We start from the raw sequence: 23,652 nt of genomic DNA on the forward strand, positions 1-23,652 counted from the left end.
ATTATTAACTTTCCGTGGTTGATCGTGTGCGCATAGGGTGCGCTGTGGCCTGGATCCGCAGTCGAGTCCCCTGGGGCTCAACTCACATGGGGGGATCAGTTGTCACGTCGTGCCCGTCTGCTCACGCGCCACCGCCAGACGAGAGTCGCTGCTCTTGCAGCACTGGCCGTCTTCATGTCCCTGGTGACGATTCCCTCGGCGGAGGCCGTCGCCGCCGGGACCATGGACAAGATCTGGGTGCCGCCGAACACCCCGCTGCCGACGACCCAGCCGGTGAAAGGCACGAACGCCAAGCCCGCCGCCCGTGCTGCGGACACCGGGAAGAAGTGGTCGCCGCCGGCAGACTCCAGCCCGCCCGCCGGCAGAGCCGTCGCGGTACTCGGCAGTGCCGGAACCCGAGCGATGTCCGCGCAGACCGAAGTGGCCGAGTCAGCATCACCTACCGCTACAGATGGATCGGTTCAGGCGGGATCGTTGCCTGTCTGGATCGCCACGGCACAGGGTGCGAAGCCCGTGTCCAGGGCCGTTCCGCTCGCCCCGGCCAAGGACGGCGCGGCAAGCGTCCAGGTCGAGGTCGCCGATCAGGGAACGGCCAGGTCCGCCGGAGTCAACGGTGCGCTCGTCGTCCTGACGGACACCGGCGAGGGGGCGGTTCCCGGCCGCGTTGAGGTCGGTGTGGACACTCAGTCCTGGGCGCAGAATGCCGGTGCGAACTGGGCGTCCCGTGCCAGGATCGTCCAACTGCCCGGCTGCGCTCTGACCACGCCCGGTGCCCCCGGCTGCACCACGCGCACCCCGGTTCCGTCCCACCGTGACGAGTCCACCGGCCGCCTGGTCGCGGAGGTCGAGGTCCCGCAGGCGACCGGGACGGTGACCAAGTCCCTTGCCGCCAGCGCCTTCGCCAGCCCGCAGGCCTCGGCCGCGCCCGCCGTGGCGCTCGCGGTCGAGGCGAGCTCCAAGGGCAGCACCGGTGACTTCACCGCGTCCCCGATCACCCCCTCTGCGGCCTGGCAGGCCGGCGCCAACGCCGGGAACTTCACCTACGGCTACACCGTCGAGCTGCCTTCCGCGATCGCCGGCGCCGCACCCAGCGTCTCGCTCGGCTACGACTCGTCCTCCGTGGACGGCAAGACCGCCTCGACCAACGCCCAGCCGTCCTGGATCGGTGAGGGCTGGGAGTGGCACCCCGGCTCCATCGTCCGGGGCTACAAGGCGTGCAAGGACGCTAGTGTCCAGAACTCGGGCGACCAGTGCTGGGGCGGTGACCTGCTCCAACTGTCGCTCGCCGGGCACGCCGGCCAGCTGGTCAAGGACGACAAGTCCTGCGAGTGGCACCTCCAGGGTGAGGACGGCACCAAGGTCGAGCGCCTGACCGGTCAGAACAACGGCGCCTGGAACGGCGAGGCTTGGAGGGTCACCACCCTCGACGGCACCCAGTTCTACTTCGGTGCCAACCGCCTGCCAGGCGGGGACGGCACCGACCAGGCCGCCAACTCCGTCTCCACCGTGCCGATCTACTGGCCGGGCGGACAGGACCCCTGCCTCAAGGACGGCTCGCCCGCCACCAACTCCTGGTCCCAGATGGGCTGGCAGTGGTCGCTCGACTACGTCGTCGACCCGCACCAGAACCTGATTACCTACCGGTACGAGCAAGAGCAGAACTACTACGTCCAGGGCGGCGGTCAGAACAACGGCAACGGCCCCCGGGCCCAGTACCAGCGCGCCAGCTACCCGGTCTGGGCCGGCTACGGCCAGCGCCTTCCGGACCAGATCACCGCCAAGGGCAAGGCCAACCCGGCCGCCCAGGTGTGGTTCCGCACGGCCGAGCGCTGCTTCGCCGACGCGACGACCAACTGCGACCCGTCCCTGCGCAAGGCGAAGCCGCAGGGCTGGGCCGACACCCCGGTCGACCAGACCTGTGACGCGGCCGGCGACTGCTCCATCGGCTCGCCCACCTTCTGGACCACCAAGCGGCTGTCACTGATCGACACCGAGGTCTGGGACGGTTCCGCCTACCGACCCGTGGACTCCTACGCCCTGAACCAGTCGTTCCCGCCTTCGGAGGACGGCACCTCGCCCTCGCTGTGGCTGGGTTCCATCCAGCGCACCGCCGCCAACGGCCGGACGAAGATCCCGGTCCCGCCGGTCTCCTTCAAACCGCGTGCCATTGCCAACCGCGTCCCGGGCCAGGTCGTCTGGCCGGACGGAACGGCCATGTCCGTCGAACCGTTCAAGCGCCCGCGGATCGAGCAGATCACCACCGAGACCGGCGGCTTCATCAACGTCGTCTACCAACCCGCCGAGTGCTCGCGCGAGGCCGGCGGCAAGATGCCGTCCTCCGAGGACGGCAACACGATGGCCTGCATGCCGGTCAAGTGGTACATGCCGGGGCAGCAGAAACTGGACCCGGCCAACGACTGGTTCAACAAGATCATTGTCCAGTCCGTGACCCAGCAGGACGTGGTGACCGACCAGGTCCCGGTCGTCGCCACCTACGTTTACGGCGGAGGAACGGCCTGGCACCGCAACGACTCCGCCCTGGCCGACCCCAAGACCCGCACCTGGGACCAGTTCCGCGGCTACGCCACCGTCACGACGCTCACCGGCAACGGCAGCTTTGTTGAGGCGCCGCGCACCAAGACGGTCTCCACCTTCCTCCGCGGCATGGACGGCGACGTCCTCGCGAATGGCACCGACAAGCGCCAGGTGACTGTGACCGACGTGAACGGCGGGAGCATCACCGACGACAACGTCCTCGCCGGCTACATCCGCGACACCGTCAACTATGACGCGGAGAACGGCAGCGCAGTCTCCACCGTGGTCTCCGACCCGTGGATCGGCCCCGTGACAGCCACCCGTAGCCAGCAGGGCGGCATGCCGCCGGTTACCGCCCGCGCCGTCAACGCCGCCAAGGTGACCAACCGCGACAAGCTGGCCAACGGCTGGCGCACCAGCGAGCGCTCCACCCAGTACGACGGCACGGTCTACGCCCGGCCGACGGCGGTCTACGACAACGGCGACCTGTCCCACCCCGAACAACTGCTCTGCACCTCCTTCACGTACGCCGCTGGCCCGAACGGCGCGCTGACCCAGCTGGCCTCGCGCACCCTGGTCCTCAAGGGCGCCTGCGGCCAGACCGCGATGAAGGAGAACACGGTCGCCGACACCCGGTCGTACTTCGACAACCTGCCGTTCGGCCAGACCGGTGCCACGTCGGAGCAGACCGCGACCGAGGTGCTGGAGCGTTACGACGACTCCGGCCAACCGGTCTACCGCACCACCGCCCGGGCGCGCTTCGACGCCTACGGCCGGATCGTCAGCACCGTCGACCCGACCCGGACGGACGCCACCCACCGGACGGGCGCCGAGACCAGGACGGACTACTCCCCGCCCACCGGACAGCTGCCGACCCAGGTCACCCACACCAACCCTATGGGCTGGCAGAGCGTCAGCATCCTCGACGTCGGCCGCGGCTCCCCGCTCAAGATCACGGACGAGAACGGGAGGGTCAGCGAGCAGGACTTCGACGCCCTCGGCCGCTCGGTCGCTGGCTGGAGCCCGGGCAACGACCGCGGCAAGAACCCGAACAACCCGAACCGGAAGTTCTCCTACTCGGTCAACAGCACCAACGCGCCCTCCTACGTGCTCACCCAGGCGCTGATGGGCAGCACCCTCTCCGACCCGACCCCGACCTACACCTCCAGCTACACGATCTACGACGGCCTCGGCCGCGTGCGCCAGACCCAGGCGAGTGTCCCTTCGGGCGCGACTGGCCGAATGATCACCGAGGCTCGGTTCGACTCCCACGGCTGGCAGACCAAGTCCAGCGCCGCCTACTACAACGACGACACAAGTCCCAGCGCGCAGCTCTTCCTGCCCAACGGCGGAGTCCAGCCGGACAGCAAGGTCCCCGCGCAGACCGTCCAGACCTACGACGGCATGGGGAGGGTCACCGACTCGGTCTTCCAGTCGTACGGCATCGAGCAGTGGCGTTCTCACACCGACATCCTCGGCGCCGACGACGTCCGCACCACCCCGCCGGCAGGCGGTTACGCCTCCGCCACCATCAAGGACGCCAGGGGCAACACGGTCGCCCTACGCCAGTACAAGGCGAACACCCCGACCGGCCCGTACGACGAGACGACCTACGGCTACACGCCGGCCGGCAAGGAGGCCTGGCGCAAGGACGCGGCCGGCAACCTCTGGACCTACGAGTACGACCTGCTCGGCCGTCCGGTGAAGTCGACGGACCCGGACTCGGGCACCGGCACCACCGCGTACGACGACAGTAGGAACCTCGCCACCGTCACCGACTCCCGGGGCCTCAGCGCCACCACCGTCTCCGACCTGCTCGGACGCAGTGTCGCGGCCTACGAAGGCACGTCGACCGACCCGGCCAAGCAGGTCGCGAGCTGGACCTACGACACGCTGGCCCTCGGCAAGCCGACTTCCTCTACCCGCTACGTCGGCGGAGCCAACGGGGCCGCCTACACATCGGAGATCGCCGGCTACGACGGCGGCTACCGCGAGCTCGGCGCCAAGACCACCATCCCCGCGGCCGAGGGCGGACTCGCGGGCACCTACCAGACCGACAACACCTACGACGAGGCAGGCCGGCTGGCGAGCACGGTCATGCCGGCGGTGGCCGGCATGGGCCGCGAAACGCTGACCTTCACCACGGACACCGTGGGCCAGCTCGGCTCCCTCAGCAGCGCCTTCGGATTCAACCCGTCCACCACCCTCGTGGCAGACGTCCGCTACGACGTGTACGGCAGGCCGATCCGCACGACCCTTGGTGGCCCCGGGGCTCACGTGGTCGCCACCACTGTCGTCGACAACGCCACCGGCCGCGTCACCCGCTCGATCCTCGACAAGGAGAACGCGCCCACCGCGAGCGTCGACGCCGTCGACTACACCTACAACCCGCTCGGCCAGGTCACCTCGGCACGCGACGCGCAGGACGGCCAGGTCGCCGACCTGCAGTGCTTCAACCACGACTACCTCGGCCGGCTCACCCAGGCCTGGACCGACACCGGCAGCCAGACGACCGCACCCCAGCCCAGCGTCCCCGGCGTCGGATCCTGCACCAACACCAACGGGCCGACAACAGACGGCGGCAAGCCGAGCATCGGCGGACCAGCGCCGTACTGGCAGCAGTACGAATACGACCTGATCGGCAACCGCACGAAGGCGGTGCAGAAGGACATCACCGGGGACGCCAGCAAGGACGTCACCACCACCCAGGGCTTCGGCACCGGTCCCAACACCCCGTCCACCGACCCGAAGACGGGCGGCGGCACCGGCGGCCCGCACGCCCTGCTGAAGTCCACCCGGACCGGTCCGGCCGGAGCCGCCGTGACGTCGTACACCTATGACGCCGCCGGCAACACCACCTCGATCACCGACACCCCCGGTACGAGGAACCTGACCTGGAACGCCCAGGGCAAGCCCGACCAGATCACTGGCACAGGCCAGAGCGGAGCCACCAGCTACCTGTACGACCTCGCAGGAAACCAGCTGATTCGGCGAGACCCGGGTAAGACGACACTCAACCTCGGAGCCGACCAGCTAACCCTGGACACCGCGAGTGGGGCCGTCACCGACGTCCGCAGTTACGGCGCTCCCAACGGCCTGTCCATCACCCGCTCCGTGGTCAACGGCCAGTCCACGCTGGCCTATCAGTCTGCAGATCCCCACGGCACCAACGGCATCCAGCTCGACGCCTACAACCTCGCTCAGGTCCGCCGTCCCACCGACCCGTTCGGAAATGAACGCGGCGCCCAGCCCGGCGACGGTGTCTGGGCCGGCGACAGGGGATTCGTCGGCGGGACCAAGGAGAAGGCCACCGGCTTCACCCTCCTCGGCGCGCGCGAGTACGACCCGAGAACGGGCCGCTTCATCAGCCCCGACCCCGTCACCGACGCCGGCGACCCGCAGCAGTGGAACGCCTACGCGTACGCCAACAACAGCCCGATCAACAAGGCCGACGCCAACGGGCTGAAGGTCGCCTGTGACACCCCGGCCGAGTGCGCCAACAACCACGCGGACACGGTGGCCAGCACCGGTCGCACCGTCGACGCCGTCTTCACCTACAGCCCGGTCATCGCCGCAACCCCGACCCCGCCGCCCACCGCGGCGGAACAGGCCGCGGTGAAGGCGAAGCAGAACGCCGACGACGCGGTCAACCAGGCCAAGCACAAGCGCGACGAGATCGTCCACAAGGTCGTTGACCTTGTCGGCGAACTGATCGGCTTCAACGACGCCCGAGACTGCTTCACCAAGGGCGACGTGATGGCCTGCATCAACACCGCTCTCAACGCCGTTCCCTGGGGCAAGATCTTCAAGGCCATCAAGATCGGCATCCAGGCCTTCAAGATCTACAAGGAGATCGGCAAGGCCTACGACGCCATCAAGGCCGGCGAACGCGTCGCCAAGGAGGCCGAGGCGGCTGTAGTCACCGCCCGAACAGCGGCGGCTGAGGCTCGCGCAGCCGAAGCAGCAGCAGTCAAGGCCGCAGAGGAAAAAGCAGCAAAGGAAGTAGCGACAGACGCAGCAGGAACCGAGAGCAAAGCAGTAGCCAAGGAAGCCGAAGAATCAGCCGGCTCCAGCTGCTCCCTCGTCCGCAACAGCTTCCCCACCGGCACCAAGGTGCTGATGGGCGACGGCTCGCTCAAGTCCATCGAGGACATCCACGACGGTGACGTCGTCATGGCGACAGACCCCCAGACCGGCGAGACCCACCCCGAACCCGTCACCGCCACCATCACTACCCCCGACGACAAGGACTTCACCGACCTCACCCTCGCCGACGACAGGGCCCCGCGCGGCCCGCCCGCTGATCAGCAGTCGAAGATCACATCGACCCACCACCACCCCTACTGGAGCGAGACCCGCCAGCAGTGGGTCGACGCCGGCGACCTCACCCCGGGGGAGCATCTCCGCCAGCCAAACGGCGCCACCCTCACCATTCAGGCCGTCCGCAACTACCCCTACGCCGTCACCACCCACAACCTCACCGTCAACTTCCTACACACGTACTATGTGCTGGCGGGGACCACGCCGGTCCTCGTCCACAACTGTGGTGAAGCGGACGAGGACCTGCTTGATTTTGCGGACGCGGCGTTGAATATTCCGCCCGCAGATCGGCCAAATGTGGCGACGAAGATAATCTCTGCAGATGGCCAGCATACGGATATGTCCTATGCTGTTGACACTCGTACGGGCACTATGCCGGAGAAGACCGCGAGAGCGGTCGCCGATTCGGCCCATCACGGGGGCTGTGGAGAGGTGGGATGCGCCATTAAGTTCGAGGCGAATGGCATTCCGCTTGCGGGTTCAACCTTCCAGTCTGTAAAAATCGGTGGTGGCGGTCGAGGGAATTCATTCCCATTGCTAGAGCATGGGGAATTGATCGGCCCATGCCCTGCATGCAAGAGGTTCCTCCAGGTTATCGGCGGAAATGGATAGTCATGAGTTCTCTACCGGAAGGATTGAAGGAAGTCTTGCGCAAGTTGCGCGAGGTTCGTTCTGCCCGACCATCGGGCTCTGAGGAGTCGGAGGAATTCGCGGCATGGTGGGAACGAATGGCTGATGTCCTGGAAGAGCTCTCTGGTGTGCTTCTTTTCGATGCGGATCGGAGACGTGCACAGGCAGAGTCTGAGGCAGCTAGGGAGCGTGCTATCGAGATCCGGGGAAGAGCCCATGGGGGTGCGTGATGGCGGCGCATGGGCTTGGTGAGCGATTTCTCGGATGAGTCCGACTGAGTGGTAGTTCGGCGCGAGAGCCCCAGGTTTGAGACCTGGGGCTCTCGCGTGTGGAGAGTCTGGCGGCCTGAAGGGCTGAAATCACCCCCGGCGAGCAGCTCCGCCAGTCCGGCGGCGCCATACCGTCCAGTGGCCGGCCGCAACCACCCACATTGCCACTCGCAACCTCACCGTCAACCTGCTCCACGCGTACTACGTGCCCGCGGGGACCGCGCTGGTCCTGGTGCACAACTGCGGTGAAGACACGCCGGGGCTTCTCAGTAAAGACCATCAGCCGATTGGCGACCCGAATGCGCGAGGCGGAATCTATGTCCTGGTTTCGGAGAGCGGCGTGGTGCAGCGGGCGGGCATGGCAACGGACCTTCGATCCCGACTCGCTACTCATGCCCGGGATTATCCACGGCTAACTGGGGTCGTTCTCTATCGGACTGACAGTCGCGCGGCCCGTCGGGGACTAGAGGAAATGGCTGAGAACTGGTTCACGCCAATTCTGGCAAATCAGTGAGCGATCAAGATGGACAACAAGCGCCGTCAGGAATATCTGCAGGCCGCCCGCGACTTCTTGGGTCAGTGGAGTGGAAAGGAAGAGTGAATGAGTGCCTCGGGAACTGGGCCGTTTGAGAACGACTATGCCATGGATCTCTGTGACGAGATTCGGGGTGCGGAGAGCGATGAGGCGCTCTCCCTGCTAGGAGAGGCGCTCTCCTTGGTGGCAGAAGTGGAGCCTGGTGAATATCTTGAAAGGGATCTCGCAGAGGCGGCGGTAGCTGCGGCTGCAATTATCGCTGCCCGGAGTGGAGCGAGTGACGAATCCTTGGAAAAGATGGAGCTTAAAGGTTTGATCCCTAGGATTCCCGAGGCCCTACTTCGGCTGGCTCTCTCAATCCTCCCCAGAACCTTGGCGGATGATTCCGAGGTTTATGGCCTGTGGATCGACGTGGATCGCGGCGACGAGTGGCGTGGGCACGTCGAAAGGCTCCTTCGCGAGCTTGATTCGGTTCTGGAGAGTGGCGCTTACTAGCTCAATGTCTCGATCGTTGGGCCTGATTGCTCATTGGCGCTGATGGAAAGCATTCCAGAAGGCATCGACTGCAATCCGATCTAGTCCCGATGGGATGAATAAGAAGCCCCGTTGAATTTGACTTCAACGGGGCTTCTGGGTGACTGGAGGCAGTCGATGACGGCAACGGGCCCGGACGGCAATGTACTTCCACGGATGTTGACGGACCGGTAGATCGTCGCTCACCTGCTTCGCTCCGAGCCGAGGCGGTGGGTCTCGGAGGATGATCTACGGTCTGCTAATGGTTCTTGGGCCGTCGTATGCCGGATGCCGGGGGTTTCTCCCTGTTCTTGGGTAAACAGCGCAGGAAGTCGGCGGGGGCGACTTCCTGCGGGCCGGGTGGTCAGGCGGGGACGTCGGCGTGCCAGCGCCAGGTTGTGCGTTGGGGGTGGCCGGGGAGTGGGGCTCGGCCGGTGGCCCAGAGGAGGATGGGCCAGGGGGCGGCGTCGACGGTGGGGATGTCGGGGAAGAGGCGGGTGAGGGTGCGGCGGCAGATGTCGGCCGGGGGGTTCCACGGGAGGTCCAGGCCCTGGGTGACGTCGTGCAGGTGCACCAGGAGCTCCACCAGGCTCATCGCCACGAAGCCGGTCGGGTCGGCGAGGCCCCAGGGGTGGTAGGCGCGCGCGTCGGGTGAGGCGGTGCGGGCGATGGCGACCATCAGTCCGCCGCTGGCCTCCAGCACTTCGACGAGCCCGGCCGTGCCGGCCCCGGGCTCGGCGCGGACGAAGCTGTTCGGCGCCCCCGGGGCCTCGCGCGTCGAGACGAACGGGACGTAGCGGTCCCGCGGCGGCCGGGCGGGGCCGAGTTGAGCGGCGTAGGCGAGGAGGTCGTCCGCGAGGTGTTCGACGGTCTCCCAGCAGGACCAGCCGAGCGTGCCGGCGGGGCGGGACCAGTCGGCGTCCGCGGGGGCGCCGCGCAGGGTGTCGGCGGCGAGGCGGAGGGCGGTGGCGAGGTTGTCCGGGGTGGGGGTCTCGGTCATGATCGTGATGCTAACGGTCCCGGCCCCGGCCCACCGCGCGCCTGCGATACCCCTGGGGGTACGTCTGCTAGGATCCGGCCCGATACCCCCAGGGGTAAATCCGGGGTACATCCGTGAGGAGGGTGCGTGTACTTCGTCGACATCCTTGAGAGCGAGGCGCCGGGCGGTCACGGCTACCTGGCGGGCGGGCCCGGCGGGGCGGTGGCCGTCGACCCGCCGGCCGACGTCGGCCGGGTCCTCGCCGCGGCCGCCCGCCGGTGCGTCCCGATCGCGTACGTCGCCGAGACACACGTGCACGACGACCACGCCACCGGCGGGCCCGAACTCGCGCTGCTCACCGGCGCGCACTACCTCGTGCCCGCCGACGCGGCGGTGTCCTACCGGCGCGTCCTGGTGCACGACGGCGACGAGTTCGACCTCGACCCCGACCACGGCCTGGCCCTGCGCGCCGTCGCGACGCCCGGCCACACACCGCACCACACCTCGTACGTCCTCACCCGGCACGGCCGCCCCCTCGCCGCCTTCACGGGCGGCCCGCTGCTGGACGCGGTGGGGGTGGCCGGCCTGCCGGGTGCGACGGCCTGACGGGAGAGAGAGGGCCTAGTGCAGGACGTCGAGGACGTTGTCGGCGTTGTTGACGAAGTAGACCGCGTCGTGGTCCAGGTCCAGGTCGAGGCCGAAGAGCGCGCCCGCGCCGGGCGGGGTGCCCTCGTTGTTGATCGTCTTGGTCGCCACCTGCCGTCCGCTCCGGGTGGTCTCGACGATGTTGCCGTCCCCGCCGTTGACCGTGAGGATGTCGCCCCTGGGCGTGAGGGCCATGCCCAGTGGGGCGTTGAGGCTGCCGCCCGAGGTGATGACCCGTCCGATGCCCGCGCTGTTCTTGCGGGTGAGCGCGTCGGGGATGGCCGTGATCCGGCTCAGCACGGTGTCCGCGACGTAGAGCGTGCCGTCGTGCAGGCCGACCCCGGTCGGGCCGACGACCAGGGCCGCCGGGTCCGTCCGCTCGGGGAAGCCCGAGCCGATCTCGGTGAAGGCCACCGGGGCGGGCGGCTGGTCGCCCTCGGCGCACAGGGTGATCCGCAGGACGGTGCCCTCGTCGACCTCCGCGCCGTTGCCGTCGACCGTCCCGTTGAGCACGTTGGTGACGAACAGCTCGCTGCGCTTGCCGAGGCTGACGGCGGTCATGTCCCAGGGGCCGTTGATGCCGTGCCCGGCGATCGTCTCGCGGACCGTCCCGTGCTTGTCGAGCACCAGCAGGCACCCGGCCTTGGCGGTGGTGGACGTGCCGTCCGAGGTGGGGAGGCTGCCGACGACCACCCAGCCGCCGGGCAGGACGGTCAGCGCCGTGGTGAGGCCGACCCCGCCGTCGCACGGTCCCGGCAGGTTGTTCGGGTCGATCGTGGCGAACGTGGTCAGGGCGCCGTCCGGGGCGACCTGGACCAGGGTGGTGCCCCGGCCCTGCTGGCCCGCCGGCAGGTTCACCGAGTTGTTGAAGTTGCTGATCAGGACGTTGCCCCGGCGCAGGTCGCCGACGCTCTCCCGGATCGTGAACGTGCCGTACGGGTTCACGTCGCCGTTGGCGGGCACGGTGGACCCGACGAGGGACACGGTGTTCAGCCGGTCGAGGAACGGCCGCGGCTCGGCGGCCACGGGCGGGGTCGCGGTCCCGGCCCCTGCCCCTGCCCCGGCCGGGGTCGCGGCGGCGGTCAGGCCGAGGGTCAGCGCGGCGCTCACCAGCGCGCTCGAACAAGCCCGAAGTCTCATGTGCGGTGCCTCCTGGAGGGCGGGCCCGGGACGGTCCGTCCCGACCCGCGGAAGTGCTCGGATCGCCCCCAGGACGTCACGCTAGGCATGCACCCCTCGGCCCGCCCGCCGGTGTCCGCCGAATGCCGGGCGCCCGGGTGACGCGGCGCGGGCGCTGTACCGGCCGTGCCCGCTGTCGGTGGTGGCGGGTAGCCTCACTGGTTCCGACCGAGACCGGCTCCGCCCGGACTCGTTCCGGCCGAGAGGAGCCCCGTGACGATCGCACCGCAGCACCCCGACCGGCCTGCCGGCTGGATCTCCACCGGCCTGAGCTGGCACGAGGGCCGGCCGCGGCTCGGTGCCGTGTGCGGTCCGCGGGTGCACGAGCGCGTCGTCGGGGCCGGGACGGAGGTCGGCTGGCTGCTCGGCGGCCCGCGCCGGTGCACCGGGGCCTGGCTGGCCGGTGCCACCGAGCGCACGCCGTGTCCGCACCACGCGGAGATCGATCCGGGCGGCGGCGCCGTCCAGTGCCCGGCGTGCCAGAGCGTCGACCGCGGCCTCGCCCTCGCCCGCGACCAGATCCTCGACGACGGCCGCACGTACCTGCTCTACCTGGCCTGGTTCGGCGACGGCCTGCTCAAGGTGGGCCTGACCGCCGAGCAGCGCGGCGACAGCCGGCTCCTCGAACAGGGCGCACTCGCCTACGCGTTCACCGCGCGCGGCGGTCTCCCGGCGATCCGTCGCGCCGAACTCACCGTCGCCGCCTCGGGCCTGGCGCGCGAGCGGTTCAAGAGCCGCGCCAAGACGGACCGCTGGTGGTCGCACGGCGACGTGCCGCACCGTCGGGCCGTGCTCTCCGACGCCCGGGCGCAGGCGCACGGGCTCCTGCGCGGCCACGCCCTGGAGCTGCTCGCGGACCGCCCGGTGACCGACCACGTCGAGCGCTTCGGCCTGGCCGGCGGCGCCCCGGAGAGCTACCGGCACGTCGACGGGCTCGTGCACGGCGCCGTCCTCGCGGGCACGCTGCGGGCGCCGGTCGGCCGGCACCTCTTCCTCGACCAGGCCGACGGCGCCGACCCGCTGCTGCTCGACACCCGGCTGCTCACCGGCTGGACGCTCACCGCCGTCACGGGCCGCGCCACCGCCGGCGTCGCGCTCGCGGAGCGCGTCCGCCCGCCGGAGCCGGACACCCAGGAAGCGCTGTTCTGAACCCGCCCACCATTGTGGTTGCTTAATGAAACCACGAGGTCTGGCCTCGCCCTCGGTGGTTTCAACCTGCTACCAGCACGGAGTGAGCACCCCGCGATGATCGCCGCCCACGAGACCTTCGACGGCACCTTCCCGTACCGGCCGCACTTCAGCACCGCCCCGGGCTTCCGGATGCACCACGTCGACGAGGGCGACGGCCCCGTCCTGCTCTGCCTGCACGGCGAACCCACCTGGGGCTACCTCTTCCGCGACCTGGTCCGCCGCTTCGCGCCCACCCACCGGGTGGTGGTCCCGGACCACATGGGCTTCGGCAAGAGCGAGACGCCGGCCGGCCGGACGTACCGCCTGCAGGACCACGTCGACAACCTGGTGGCCCTCGTCGACGACCTCGGCCTGCGCGAACTCACCCTCGTGCTGCACGACTTCGGCGGGCCGGTCGGCATGGGCCTGGCCGCCCGGCGCCCGGGACTCGTCGCCGGGGTGGTCAGCCTCAACGGGCCGACGCCCTTCGGCCGGCCCAGGCTCCCGGACGCGCTGATGGCCAACGCGGCCGAGTCCCCGTGGTTCCGCTGGATCGCCCGCGCGCACGCGGACGGCAGCCTGGACGCCGTCCTCGGCGAACTCGGCTACACGATCCTCAGCACCCTGAAGCTCAACGGCTTCGAGAACAACGCGCTGATCACCGACACCTGGCTGCGCGCGTACGCCTCGCCGTTCCCCACCCGTGCGGAGGCGGCCGGCGCGCTCGGCTGGGCGAAGGGCTTCGCGACCGGGGCCCACGTGTTCGAGACGCCGGGCGACGAGGCCCGCGCCGCGCTCGCCGCCGTGCCCGCGCTCGCCGTCTGGGGCGGCGCGGACCGGACACTGGGGGCGCGGCACTTCCTGCCGCTGTTCGCGGAGGCGTTCCCGCGCGGGCGGACCGTCGAGCCGGCGGGCGTGGGCCACTACAGCCCCGAGGACGCCCCGGACACCATCGCGGCGCTGCTCCGTGAGTTCCTCTCGACGGCCGGACGGCGGCGGGGGCTCAGCCCAGCCGCCCGCGCACCCCGCCCGGCCCGGAGCGGGACCGGCGCGAGAGCGGTGGCCGCGACGGGCGGACGTCGGTGCGCGCGGGCGGTTCGGTGTCCGCCGCGCGCCGGGCCGCCGCGGCGCGGGCGGCGGCCAGCGCCATCCGCGCGAGCAGCGGGTCCTCGCGGACCCCGGCCGCCCGCTTGGCCGTCTGGCAGCGCGAGCACCAGATCGGGGACGCGGGCCCGTCGGGGTACGCCAGGCTCTCGGGCGGCAGGTAGTGCCCACCGCACTCGACGCATTCGAAGACCAACCTCATCCGACGATCACCGTCCCGGATCCGTGGCACCGACCGCATGGCGACCAGAAGGTGTGGATCCTCGGCACCATGCTTCCTTCCTCGTCCAGTTCGACCGTGGCCTCGGTCTTCTGGGTCCCCCCGGACCCGCCGCAACCGGAACAGGACTGAACCTCGGGCATATGCCGTCCTTCCGTAGCGGAGGACCACGGTAGCGCGAAAATCCGCGCAGCAGCACCGGTCCTGACGATCCACCACTCCATCGGGGAGCGCGCGGACGCCCCGCGCGCCCCGCTGGACGCCGCAGACGCGTCCGGCACGCGCTTCGGCCTCCCGCGCACGCACGGGAGGCCGAAGGGGAGGGGGCAGTTCAGCCGCGCGCGGCCTTCAGGAACTCGCGGTTCATCGCGGCGATGCTGGGGAGCGGGATGCCCTTGGGGCAGGCGGTGGCGCACTCGCCGGTGTTGGTGCACCCGCCGAAGCCCTCGGCGTCCATGGCGGCGACCATGTTCCGCACCCGGGAGGAGCGCTCCGGCGCGCCCTGGGGGAGCACGTTGAGGTGGACGACCTTGGCGGACGTGAAGAGCATCGCCGAGCCGTTCGGGCAGGCGGCCACGCAGGCGCCGCAGCCGATGCACTCGGCGTGCTCGAAGGCGGTGTCGGCGGCCTCCTTGGGGACGGGCGTGGCGTGCGCGTCGGGGGCGCTGCCGGTGGGGGCGGTGACGTAGCCGCCGGAGCCGATGATCCGGTCGAAGGCCGAGCGGTCCACGACGAGGTCCTTGACCACCGGGAAGGCGGAGGCCCGCCAGGGCTCGACGTCGATGGTGTCGCCGTCGGTGAAGTGCCGCATGTGCAGCTGGCAGGTGGTGGTTCGTTCCGGGCCGTGGGCCTGCCCGTTGATGACCATGCCGCAGGCGCCGCAGATGCCCTCGCGGCAGTCGTGGTCGAAGGCGACGGGCTGGTCGCCGCGGGTGATGAGCTCCTCGTTGAGGGTGTCGAGCATCTCCAGGAAGGACATGTCCGGGCTGATCCCGCCGACCTCGTAGGTGGTCATCGCGCCGGGGGTGTCCGGGCCCGCCTGGCGCCAGATGCGCAGGGTGAGGTTCATGCGTAGCTCCGCTGGGTGGGGTGGACGTACTCGAAGTCGAGCGCCTCGCGGTGGAGGACGGGCGCGGTGCCGGTGCCGGTGAACTCCCAGGCGGCGGCGTAGGTGTAGTCCTCGTCGCGGCGGGCGGCCTCGCCGTCCGGGGTCTGGCTCTCGGTGCGGAAGTGGCCGCCGCAGGACTCGGCCCGGTGCAGGGCGTCCAGGCACATGAGTTCGGCGAGCTCGAAGTAGTCGACGAGCCGGTTGGCCTTCTCCAGCGACTGGTTGAGCTCCCGGCCGGTGCCGGGCACCTTGATGCGGTGCCAGAACTCCTCGCGCAGCCGCGGGATCCGCTCCAGGGCCCGGCGCAGCCCGGCCTCGTCGCGGGCCATGCCGCACTCGTCCCACAGGAGTTCGCCGAGTTCGCGGTGGAAGGAGTCGGGGGTGCGGTCGCCGTCGACGGCGAGGATGAGGCCCAGCCGGTCCCCGACCTCGGCCTCCGCCTCGGTGACGGCGGGGTGGTCGGCGGGGACGGCCGGCAGCTTCTCCCGGGCCAGGTAGTCGTTGAGGGTGGGCGGCAGGACGAAGTAGCCGTCGGCGAGGCCCTGCATGAGGGCGCTGGCGCCGAGCCGGTTGGCGCCGTGGTCGGAGAAGTTGGCCTCGCCGATCGCGAACAGGCCGGGCACGGTGGTCTGGAGGTCGTAGTCGACCCAGAGCCCGCCCATCGTGTAGTGGATCGCGGGGTAGATCCGCATCGGCACCCGGTACGGGTCCTCGGCGGTGATCCGCTCGTACATGTCGAAGAGGTTGCCGTACTTCGCCTCGACGGCGTCCCGGCCCATCCGGCGGACGGCGTCGGCGAAGTCGAGGTAGACGCCCTGGCCGCCGGGGCCGACGCCGCGGCCCTCGTCGCAGACGTTCTTGGCGGCGCGGGAGGCGATGTCGCGCGGGACGAGGTTGCCGAAGGCGGGGTAGATGCGCTCCAAGTAGTAGTCGCGTTCGTCCTCGGGTATCTCGGCCGGCGGCCGCTGGTCGCCGCGCGCCTTGGGCACCCAGATCCGGCCGTCGTTGCGCAGCGACTCGCTCATCAGGGTGAGCTTGGACTGGTGGTCGCCCGAGCGCGGGATGCAGGTGGGGTGGATCTGGGTGAAGCACGGGTTGGCGAAGAGGGCGCCGCGGCGGTGGGCCCGCCAGATCGCGGTGGCGTTGGAGTTCTTGGCGTTGGTGGAGAGGTAGAAGACGTTGCCGTAGCCGCCGCTGGCGAGCACGACGGCGTCGGCGGTGTGGGTGCGGATCTCGCCGGTGACGAGGTCGCGGGCGACGATGCCGCGGGCGCGTCCGTCGACGACGACGAGGTCGAGCATCTCGGTGCGCGCGTGCATCTCGACGTTGCCGGCGGCGATCTGCCGGGAGAGCGCCTGGTAGGCGCCGAGCAGCAGCTGCTGGCCGGTCTGGCCGCGGGCGTAGAAGGTGCGGGAGACCTGGACGCCGCCGAAGGAGCGGGTGTCGAGCAGGCCGCCGTACTCGCGGGCGAACGGGACGCCCTGGGCCACGCACTGGTCGATGATCTCCACCGAGACCTGGGCCAGCCGGTGCACGTTGGACTCGCGGGCGCGGAAGTCGCCGCCCTTGACGGTGTCGTAGAACAGCCGGCGGACGGAGTCGCCGTCGTTGCGGTAGTTCTTGGCCGCGTTGATGCCGCCCTGGGCGGCGATCGAGTGGGCGCGTCGCGGGGAGTCCTGGAAGCAGAACTGGACGACGTGGTAGCCCTGTTCGGCGAGGGTGGCGCCGGCCGCGCCGCCGGCCAGGCCGGTGCCGACGACGATCACCGTGTGCTTGCGGCGGTTGGCCGGGTTGACCAGCTTGGCGTCGAACCGGCGCTGGTCCCAGCGCTGTTCGATCGGCCCGGCGGGCGCCTTGGTGTCGGCGATCGGCTCGCCGACGGTGTAGGACGCGTAGCTCATTTCACGACTCCGGTCATCACGGCCACGGGGACGGACAGGAAGCCCGCGGTGAGGATCAGGGCGAGGCCGTTGGCGGCCAGCTTCAGCGCCCGGTCCCGGCGGGCGTTGTTGGCGCCGAGGGTCTGCGCGGCGCTCCAGAACCCGTGCCGGACGTGCAGGCCGACGGCGAGCATCGCGACGATGTAGATCACGTCGCTGTACCAGCGGCCGAAGGTGGCGACGATGTTCTGGTACGGGTGGCCGTGCTCGGCGACGGGGTTCACGGTGAGCGTCGTCAGGTCGAGGACGTGCCACACGATGAACAGCGCGAGGATCACCCCGCCCCAGCGCATCGTGCGGGTCGCGTAGCTCGCGCGGCGGCGCTGGTGCACGTACTTGCTCGGCCGGGCGGCGAGGTCGCGCCGGCTCAGCTGGTAGGCGGCGACCCCGTGCAGGACGACGGCGGCCAGCAGGCCGGAGCGGGCGATCCAGAGGAACCACTCGTAGCGCAGGAACGGTTCGCCGATGGTGCGCAGCCAGTGCGCGTAGCCGTTGAGGTCGTCGGGGCCGAAGAACACCTTGAGGTTCCCCAGCATGTGCGCGACCAGGTACAGCAGCATGGCCAGTCCGCTGACGGCCATGACCGCCTTCTTGCCGACGGTCGACCGCCAGAGGGTCGCCAGGGTGGACGGGTGCCGGGCCGTCCGAGTCGCGGTTGTCATGGCAGCCACGGTAGGGACGGCCGCAAGGGTGCGTCCAAGACATGAAGCGGCTCGTGACGATAGGCAGCCACTATCAAGGAGGCCTATCCTGGCCGTGTGCAGCTCCAGCAACTCCGCTACTTCCTGGCCGTCGCCGAGACCCGCCACTTCACGCGCGCGGCCGAGGCGGCACACGTGGCGCAGCCGTCCCTCTCGCAGCAGATCCGGGCACTGGAGCGGGAGTTGGGCGCCGAGCTGTTCCACCGAACGCGCGGCCGGATCGCTCTCACCGACGCGGGGGACGCACTGCTGCCGCTGGCGCGGCGCATCCTCGCGGACACCGAGAGCGCGCGGCTCGCCGTGCAGGAGACGGTCCAGCTGCGCCGCGGCCGGGTGCGGCTGGGGGCGCCGCCGAGCCTGTGCACGAGCCTGGTGCCGGACGTCCTGCGGGTGTTCCGGGACCGCTACCCGGGGGTGGCGCTGGCGGTGCGCGAGGGCGGTTCGCGCGACCTCGTCCGCTGGCTGGCGGCGGGGGAGCTGGACCTCGCGCTGGTGATCACCCCCGCGAGCGGGGAGGCGGCGCCGGCCCTGGACGTCACCGAACTGCTGCACGAGGAGCTGGTGCTGGTGTCCGCCCTCCCGAAGCGGGCCCGGCGCACGGTGCGGGTGACGGAGCTGCGCGGGCGGCCGCTGGTGATGTTCCGCGAGGGCTACGACGTGCGCGAGGCGACCCTGGCGGCCTGCCGGGCGGCGGGGTTCGAGCCGGAGTTCGCGGTGGAGGGCGGGGAGATGGACGCGGTGCTCGGCTTCGTCCGGGCCGGGCTCGGGCCCGCGGTGGTGCCCGGCATGGTGGCGGCCCGCTCGGGGCTCGGGGTGACCCCGTTCGCGGGACCGGGCCTGGGGCGCACGATCGCCGTCGCGCACGGCCACGAGGTGCCGCTCACGCGCGCCGCCGACGCGCTGCGCGAGACCCTGCTGGCGCACCTGCGCGACGCCGCCCGGGACGGCGAACTGCCGCCGGGTACACGGCTGTTGCTATGAGAAAGGCCCGGGGCGCGTGCCCCGGGCCTTTCTCGTGGCAGTGCGGCGATCAGGCCGGCAGCACGGCCTCGATCGCGGCGACGACCTCGTCCGACTCCGGGTCGGTGGCCGGGCGGATCCGGGCGGCCACCGAGCCGTCCGGGGTGATCAGGAACTTCTCGAAGTTCCACTTGACGTCGCCGGCCTCGCCCTCGGCGTCCGCCGTCCCGACCAGCGTGGCGTACAGCGGGTGCCGGTCGTCACCGTTCACCTCGATCTTCTCGAACAGCGGGAAGGTGACGCCGTACGTCGTCGAGCAGAACGTCTCGATCTCCTCGGCGCTGCCCGGCTCCTGCCCGGCGAACTGGTTGCAGGGGAAGCCCAGCACGCTGAACCCGCGCGCGGCGTAGCGCTCCTGGAGCCGCTCCAGGCCCGCGTACTGCGGGGTCAGACCGCACTTGGAGGCGACGTTGACGATCAGCAGCGCCTTGCCCTTGTAGTCGGCGAGCGAGGTGGCCTCGCCGGACAGCGTGCGCAGCGGAATGTCGTACAGGCTCACGGTGGTCCCTTTCGGCAGGTCGGTGGGGTCGGACTCCCGGGTTACGGTAGCGCTCCCGGAAGGCTCAACCACGACGGCGCCGCCGGTGTTCCGCGAGCGTGGGGGCGCACTGAGCGGCACGTCCGCCCCCACGCTGCGGGTCCGTGCGCCGCCTCAGACCGCGAGCGGCTTGATGGCGGTCGGCGCGTGCTCGGGCAGGGTCGCGAGCTCCTCGAACTCGTTGACCTTGTCGATGTCGTTGCCGCTCATCGAGATGTTGGTGACCCGCTCCAGGATCGCCTCGACGACGACCGGGACGCGGAACTCGGCGGCCAGCTTCTTGGCCTCCTCGAAGGCCGGCAGCAGGCCCTCCGGCTCGGTGACCCGGATCGCCTTGCAGCCCAGGCCCTCGGCGACCTTGACGTGGTCGACGCCGTAGACGCCCAGCTCCGGCGCGTTGATGTTCTCGAACTCCAGCTTGACCTGGAAGTCGATGTCGAAGTTCCGCTGCGCCTGGCGGATCAGGCCCAGGTAGGAGTTGTTCACCAGGACGTGGACGTAGGGGATGCGGTGCTGGGCACCGACCGCCAGCTCCTCGATCATGAACTGGAAGTCGTAGTCGCCGGACAGGGCGACGATCTGGCCCTCGGGGTCGGCGGTCGCGACGCCGAGCGCGGCCGGGATGGTCCAACCGAGCGGGCCGGCCTGGCCGCAGTTGATCCAGTGGCGCGGCTTGTAGACGTGCAGCATCTGCGCGCCGGCGATCTGGGACAGGCCGATGGTGGTGACGTAGCGGGTCTCCGGGCCGAAGGCCTTGTTCATCTCCTCGTAGACGCGCTGCGGCTTGAGCGGCACGTTGTCGAAGTGGGTGCGGCGCTGCAGCTGGGCCTTGCGGGCCTGGGTGGCGGCGGCCCACTCGCCGCGGTCCTTCAGCCGCCCGGCGGCCTTGAGCTCCTTGGCCACCGTGACGAACAGCTCCAGTGCGGCCTTGGCGTCGGAGGCGATGCCGAGGTCGGGGGCGAAGATCTTGCCGATCTGGGTGGGCTCGACGTCGACGTGGACGAACTTGCGGCCCGCGGTGTAGACGTCCAGGCCGCCGGTGTGGCGGTTGGCCCAGCGGTTGCCGATGCCGAGGACGAAGTCGGAGGCGAGGAAGTTCTCGTTGCCGTAGCGGTGCGAGGTCTGCAGGCCGACCATGCCGGCGTTCAGCTCGTGGTCGTCCGGGACGATGCCCCAGCCCATCAGGGTCGGGATCACCGGGACGCCGGTCAGCTCGGCGAACTCCAGCAGCAGCTCTGAGGCGTCGGCGTTGATGACGCCGCCGCCGGCGACGATCAGCGGGCGCTCGGACTCCTGGAGGAGCGCGATGGCCTTCTCGATCTGGATCCGGTTCGCGGTCGGCTTGTAGACCGGCAGCGGCTGGTAGGCCTCCGGGTCGAAGTCGATCTCGGTCAGCTGGACGTCGATCGGCAGGTCGATCAGGACCGGGCCCGGACGGCCGGAGCGCATCAGGTGGAAGGCCTGCTGGAAGACGCCGGGGACCTGGGCGGCCTCCAGGACGGTGGTCGCCGCCTTGGTGACCGGCTTGGCGATCGAGGCGATGTCGACGGCCTGGAAGTCCTCCTTGTGCAGGCGGGCGACCGGGGCCTGGCCGGTGATGCACAGGATCGGGATCGAGTCGGCGATCGCCGAGTACAGGCCGGTGATCATGTCGGTGCCGGCCGGGCCCGAGGTGCCGATGCACACGCCGATGTTGCCGGCCTTGGCGCGGGTGTAGCCCTCGGCCATGTGGGAGGCGCCCTCGACGTGACGGGCGAGCGTGTGCCTGATCCCGCCGGAGGCCTTGAGGGCGGCGTAGAACGGGTTGATGGCTGCGCCCGGCACGCCGAACGCGACCTCAACGCCTTCGAGCTTGAGGATCTCCACGGCCGCGCGGGCGGCTGTCATACGAGGCATCGGGTTTCTCCTGCGTCGGCCCGCAGTGGCTCGGAGGGCTCATCTCCAGAATTCCACCATACGGAAGAACGGTTTCTGTATGTGGAAGAAAAGGTAGGACGGAGCCTGTCGGGGCGTCAAGGGGAGATTCAACAGATTGTGGACGTTCACCCAGGGTGTGGCCTGTGGGATCCGTGGTGGGCAGGCCTCGTTCGTACACGCGGACGGCTGTCGTGCAAGTGTGCCCGGGGAGCCGTGCGTTCCGGCCCGGAAAGCGGACCCGGTGTGCAGCCCGGGTGAAGGGGCCGTGTGCGAGGTTGGCCCGCCCCGCACCCCTGGGTACCGTCGGAGCCACGCCGGGCCACCCACTGTCGCCCCCGTCGTGCGGCCCTTCTTCCCGCCCGCACCCGCTAGCACCGCGCGCATCCGCAAGCGCCGGCCGTACCGCAGGCCCTGCCCTTCGTACCGTGCCCCTCGCGCCCGCACGTCCCGTCGCACGCTTCCTCGCATGTGTCTGCGCATGTGTCGTCCGCGCATGTGTCCCCGCATGCCTCCCCGCATGCCGATCCGCACGCTTCCCGCATGCCTCCCCGCATGCCGACCCGCACGCTTCCCCGCCCGCCCCGGAGCAGCGTGCCCGCCGCCGGCGGGCGCGCGGAAGGAACGTACCCATGCGCCGAAACCCCGTCCGTCGCCCGGCGGTGACCGGGTGAGCCGTCCGCCCCACCGCCGCAAGGGCCCGCCGGGCCGCCCCCGCCGCACCGCGCCCCCGGGCCGGCCCCGGGGTTCGCTCACCGGACTCCTGCGCACCGTCCCGTGGCGCTACGACCTGCCCGCCTCGATCGTCGTCTTCCTCGTCGCCCTGCCGCTGTGTGTCGGGGTGGCCGTCGCCTCCGGTGTCCCGGCCGAGCTCGGCCTGGTGACCGGCATCGTCGGCGGCCTGGTGGTCGGGCTGCTGCCCGGCAGCAGCCTCCAGGTCAGCGGGCCGGCCGCCGGGCTCACCGTCCTCGTCTACGACGCCGTCCATCGCTTCGGCCCGCACGCGCTCGGCCTGCTCGTCCTCGGCGCCGGACTGCTCCAGCTGGCCATGGGCGCCCTGCGGCTCGGCCGCTGGTTCCGCGCCATGTCCGCGTCCGTCGTGCACGGCATGCTCGCCGGCATCGGGCTCACCCTGCTCTCCGGCCAGCTGTACGCGCTCGCCGACCGCCGGGCCCCGGCCACCGGCCCGGAGAAGATCGCCGGCCTGCCCGCCCTGCTGCGCGACGCCCTCACCGGCGCCGCGAACCCGAGCGCCGTCGCGCTCGGCGTGGCCACCCTGCTGGTGCTCGTCCTCTGGAAGCACCTGCCGGAGCGGGTCGCCCGCGGCGTGCCCGCCCCGCTGGCCGCCGTCGGGCTCGCCGCCGCCGTGACCGCGGCCGCCGACCTGCCGGTGGCCCGGGTCCGCGTCGCCGGCCTGCTCGACGTCGTCCACCTGCCCGACCGCGTCACCCTCGGCGAACTGGCCGGCGGCGCGGGCCTCGGCACCGTCGTCGCCTTCACCCTCATCGCCTCCGCCGAGACGTTGTTCAGCGCCGCCGCCGTCGACCGGATGCACCACGGCCCGCGCACCGACTACGACCGCGAACTCACCGCGCAGGGCATCGGCAACACGGTGTGCGGACTGCTCGGCGCGCTGCCGATGACCGCCGTCATCGTGCGCAGCGCCACCAACGTCCAGGCCGGCGCCCGCAGCAAGGCCTCGCGCACCCTGCACGGCGTCTGGCTGCTGCTGTTCACCGCCCTGCTCCCCGGCGTGCTCGGGCTCGTCCCGCTCACCGCGCTCGCCGCCGTCCTCGTGCACGCGGGCGCGAAGCTCGTCCCGGTGCGGCGGATCGCGGCGCTGTGCCGGGAGCACCGGGGCGAGGCGGTGGTGCTCGCGGTGACGGCGGGCTCGATCGTCGTCACCGACCTGTTCGAGGGGGTGTTGATCGGCGTCGGGCTGGCGGTGGTGAAGTCCGCGTGGCAGACCTCGCACCTGCAGATCCGGGTGGAGGAGGAGCGGCTGCCCTCGGGCGAGGCGCTGCAGCGGGTGCGGCTGAGCGGCAACGCGACGTTCCTGCGGCTGCCGCGGCTGCTCGACGCGCTGGAGCGGCTGCCGGCCGACCGCCCGGTGGAGCTGGACTGGTCCGGCCTGCGGCACCTGGACCACGCCTGCACGGTGGCGCTCGCGTCCTGGGCCGCGCAGCACCGGGCGCGCAGCTCGGCGCCGCTGGCCGTCGAACCGCCGCTGCCGATGGTGGTGTGACGGCCGCCGGCTGACGTCTGGTTAGCCTGGTCGCGGTCCCCCAGGCGGTGCCGGTGCGACCCCACCGGCCGCGCCAACACCGTTACA

13 protein-coding genes and 1 pseudogene are annotated in these 23,652 nt (G+C 70.7%); 7 read left to right on the top strand and 7 right to left on the bottom strand.

From position 1 onward, the window contains the following. Nucleotides 1-513: 513 nt before the first annotated feature. Both ACFVU9_RS10230 and ACFVU9_RS10235 read left to right on the top strand, forming a co-directional pair. Nucleotides 514-7,467 carry an RHS repeat-associated core domain-containing protein gene (locus ACFVU9_RS10230; RefSeq protein WP_387591863.1) on the top strand — a complete coding sequence of 2,318 codons (6,954 nt, stop codon included), beginning with the start codon at nt 514-516 and terminating at the stop codon, nt 7,465-7,467. Between the two features lie 888 nt (nt 7,468-8,355). Then, nucleotides 8,356-8,784: a DUF4259 domain-containing protein gene (locus ACFVU9_RS10235; protein WP_380500512.1), complete on the top strand. Its 429-nt coding sequence runs from the start codon at nt 8,356-8,358 to the stop codon at nt 8,782-8,784. A 382-nt stretch (nt 8,785-9,166) separates the two neighbouring features. Here the strand turns inward: ACFVU9_RS10235 and ACFVU9_RS10240 are convergent, their stop codons facing one another. Further along, a complete protein-coding gene (locus ACFVU9_RS10240) occupies nt 9,167-9,802 on the bottom strand; it encodes a maleylpyruvate isomerase N-terminal domain-containing protein (RefSeq protein ID WP_387591866.1) in 636 nt (211 codons plus the stop codon). Between the two features lie 126 nt (nt 9,803-9,928). Here ACFVU9_RS10240 and ACFVU9_RS10245 point away from each other — a divergent pair. After that, nucleotides 9,929-10,372: pseudogene (locus tag ACFVU9_RS10245) on the top strand (MBL fold metallo-hydrolase); the annotation flags it as partial. A gap of 30 nt (nt 10,373-10,402) precedes the next feature. On the opposite strand, the gene ACFVU9_RS10250 reads toward ACFVU9_RS10245, so the two are convergent. Continuing rightward, nucleotides 10,403-11,566 (bottom strand): hypothetical protein, encoded by a 1,164-nt coding sequence (locus tag ACFVU9_RS10250; RefSeq protein ID WP_387591869.1) that lies wholly within the window; start codon nt 11,564-11,566, stop codon nt 10,403-10,405. Between the two features lie 252 nt (nt 11,567-11,818). Between ACFVU9_RS10250 and ACFVU9_RS10255 the strand changes: the two genes are divergently transcribed. Together ACFVU9_RS10255 and ACFVU9_RS10260 are read left to right on the top strand one after the other, a co-directional pair. Beyond that, complete coding sequence (locus tag ACFVU9_RS10255; protein ID WP_387591871.1) at nt 11,819-12,754, top strand: DUF2797 domain-containing protein; 936 nt, start codon at nt 11,819-11,821, stop codon at nt 12,752-12,754. A 96-nt stretch (nt 12,755-12,850) separates the two neighbouring features. Continuing rightward, nucleotides 12,851-14,275, top strand: a complete 1,425-nt coding sequence (locus ACFVU9_RS10260; RefSeq protein ID WP_387591874.1) for an alpha/beta fold hydrolase — start codon at nt 12,851-12,853, stop codon at nt 14,273-14,275. Nucleotides 14,276-14,430: 155 nt separating this feature from the next. Here ACFVU9_RS10260 and ACFVU9_RS10265 read toward each other — a convergent pair whose 3' ends face one another. From ACFVU9_RS10265 to ACFVU9_RS10275, 3 genes are read right to left on the bottom strand one after another with little or no spacing between them, the layout of a single operon-like run. Continuing rightward, nucleotides 14,431-15,168, bottom strand: a complete 738-nt coding sequence (locus ACFVU9_RS10265) for a succinate dehydrogenase/fumarate reductase iron-sulfur subunit (protein ID WP_380436255.1) — start codon at nt 15,166-15,168, stop codon at nt 14,431-14,433. Further along, the gene (locus tag ACFVU9_RS10270; RefSeq protein WP_387591877.1) at nt 15,165-17,108 is read right to left on the bottom strand and encodes a fumarate reductase/succinate dehydrogenase flavoprotein subunit; all 1,944 of its coding nucleotides are present in this window, start codon (nt 17,106-17,108) and stop codon (nt 15,165-15,167) included. Before ACFVU9_RS10270 ends, ACFVU9_RS10265 begins: the two co-directional genes overlap by 4 nt. Continuing rightward, the gene (locus ACFVU9_RS10275; RefSeq protein WP_380436259.1) at nt 17,105-17,809 is read right to left on the bottom strand and encodes a succinate dehydrogenase cytochrome b subunit; all 705 of its coding nucleotides are present in this window, start codon (nt 17,807-17,809) and stop codon (nt 17,105-17,107) included. The genes ACFVU9_RS10270 and ACFVU9_RS10275 overlap by 4 nt, the downstream gene beginning before the upstream one ends. Before the next feature lie 96 nt (nt 17,810-17,905). On the opposite strand from ACFVU9_RS10275, the gene ACFVU9_RS10280 reads away from it, so the two are divergent. Then, the gene (locus tag ACFVU9_RS10280; protein ID WP_380436261.1) at nt 17,906-18,829 is read left to right on the top strand and encodes a LysR family transcriptional regulator; all 924 of its coding nucleotides are present in this window, start codon (nt 17,906-17,908) and stop codon (nt 18,827-18,829) included. Between the two features lie 49 nt (nt 18,830-18,878). Here the strand turns inward: ACFVU9_RS10280 and ACFVU9_RS10285 are convergent, their stop codons facing one another. Continuing rightward, a complete protein-coding gene (locus tag ACFVU9_RS10285) occupies nt 18,879-19,367 on the bottom strand; it encodes a glutathione peroxidase (RefSeq protein ID WP_387591881.1) in 489 nt (162 codons plus the stop codon). A gap of 153 nt (nt 19,368-19,520) precedes the next feature. Continuing rightward, nucleotides 19,521-21,302 carry a glyoxylate carboligase gene (gcl, locus tag ACFVU9_RS10290; RefSeq protein ID WP_380494212.1) on the bottom strand — a complete coding sequence of 594 codons (1,782 nt, stop codon included), beginning with the start codon at nt 21,300-21,302 and terminating at the stop codon, nt 19,521-19,523. A gap of 781 nt (nt 21,303-22,083) precedes the next feature. On the opposite strand from gcl, the gene ACFVU9_RS10295 reads away from it, so the two are divergent. After that, entirely contained in the window at nt 22,084-23,565 is a 1,482-nt protein-coding gene (locus tag ACFVU9_RS10295; protein ID WP_380436454.1) for a SulP family inorganic anion transporter, read from the top strand. Nucleotides 23,566-23,652: the final 87 nt, after the last annotated feature.

This window comes from Kitasatospora sp. NPDC057936 (genome assembly GCF_042887525.1).
Classification (GTDB): Bacteria; Actinomycetota; Actinomycetes; order Streptomycetales; family Streptomycetaceae; genus Kitasatospora.

Bases quoted from the DNA above. Each gene is read 5' to 3' on its own strand.
- ACFVU9_RS10235 (WP_380500512.1), top strand. From the start codon at position 8,356: ATGAGTGCCTCGGGAACTGGGCCGTTTGAGAACGACTATGCCATGGAT.
- ACFVU9_RS10240 (WP_387591866.1), bottom strand. From the start codon at position 9,802: ATGACCGAGACCCCCACCCCGGACAACCTCGCCACCGCCCTCCGCCTC.
- ACFVU9_RS10250 (WP_387591869.1), bottom strand. From the start codon at position 11,566: ATGAGACTTCGGGCTTGTTCGAGCGCGCTGGTGAGCGCCGCGCTGACC.
- ACFVU9_RS10260 (WP_387591874.1), top strand. From the start codon at position 12,851: ATGATCGCCGCCCACGAGACCTTCGACGGCACCTTCCCGTACCGGCCG.
- ACFVU9_RS10265 (WP_380436255.1), bottom strand. From the start codon at position 15,168: ATGAACCTCACCCTGCGCATCTGGCGCCAGGCGGGCCCGGACACCCCC.
- ACFVU9_RS10270 (WP_387591877.1), bottom strand. From the start codon at position 17,108: ATGAGCTACGCGTCCTACACCGTCGGCGAGCCGATCGCCGACACCAAG.
- ACFVU9_RS10275 (WP_380436259.1), bottom strand. From the start codon at position 17,809: ATGACAACCGCGACTCGGACGGCCCGGCACCCGTCCACCCTGGCGACC.
- gcl (WP_380494212.1), bottom strand. From the start codon at position 21,302: ATGCCTCGTATGACAGCCGCCCGCGCGGCCGTGGAGATCCTCAAGCTC.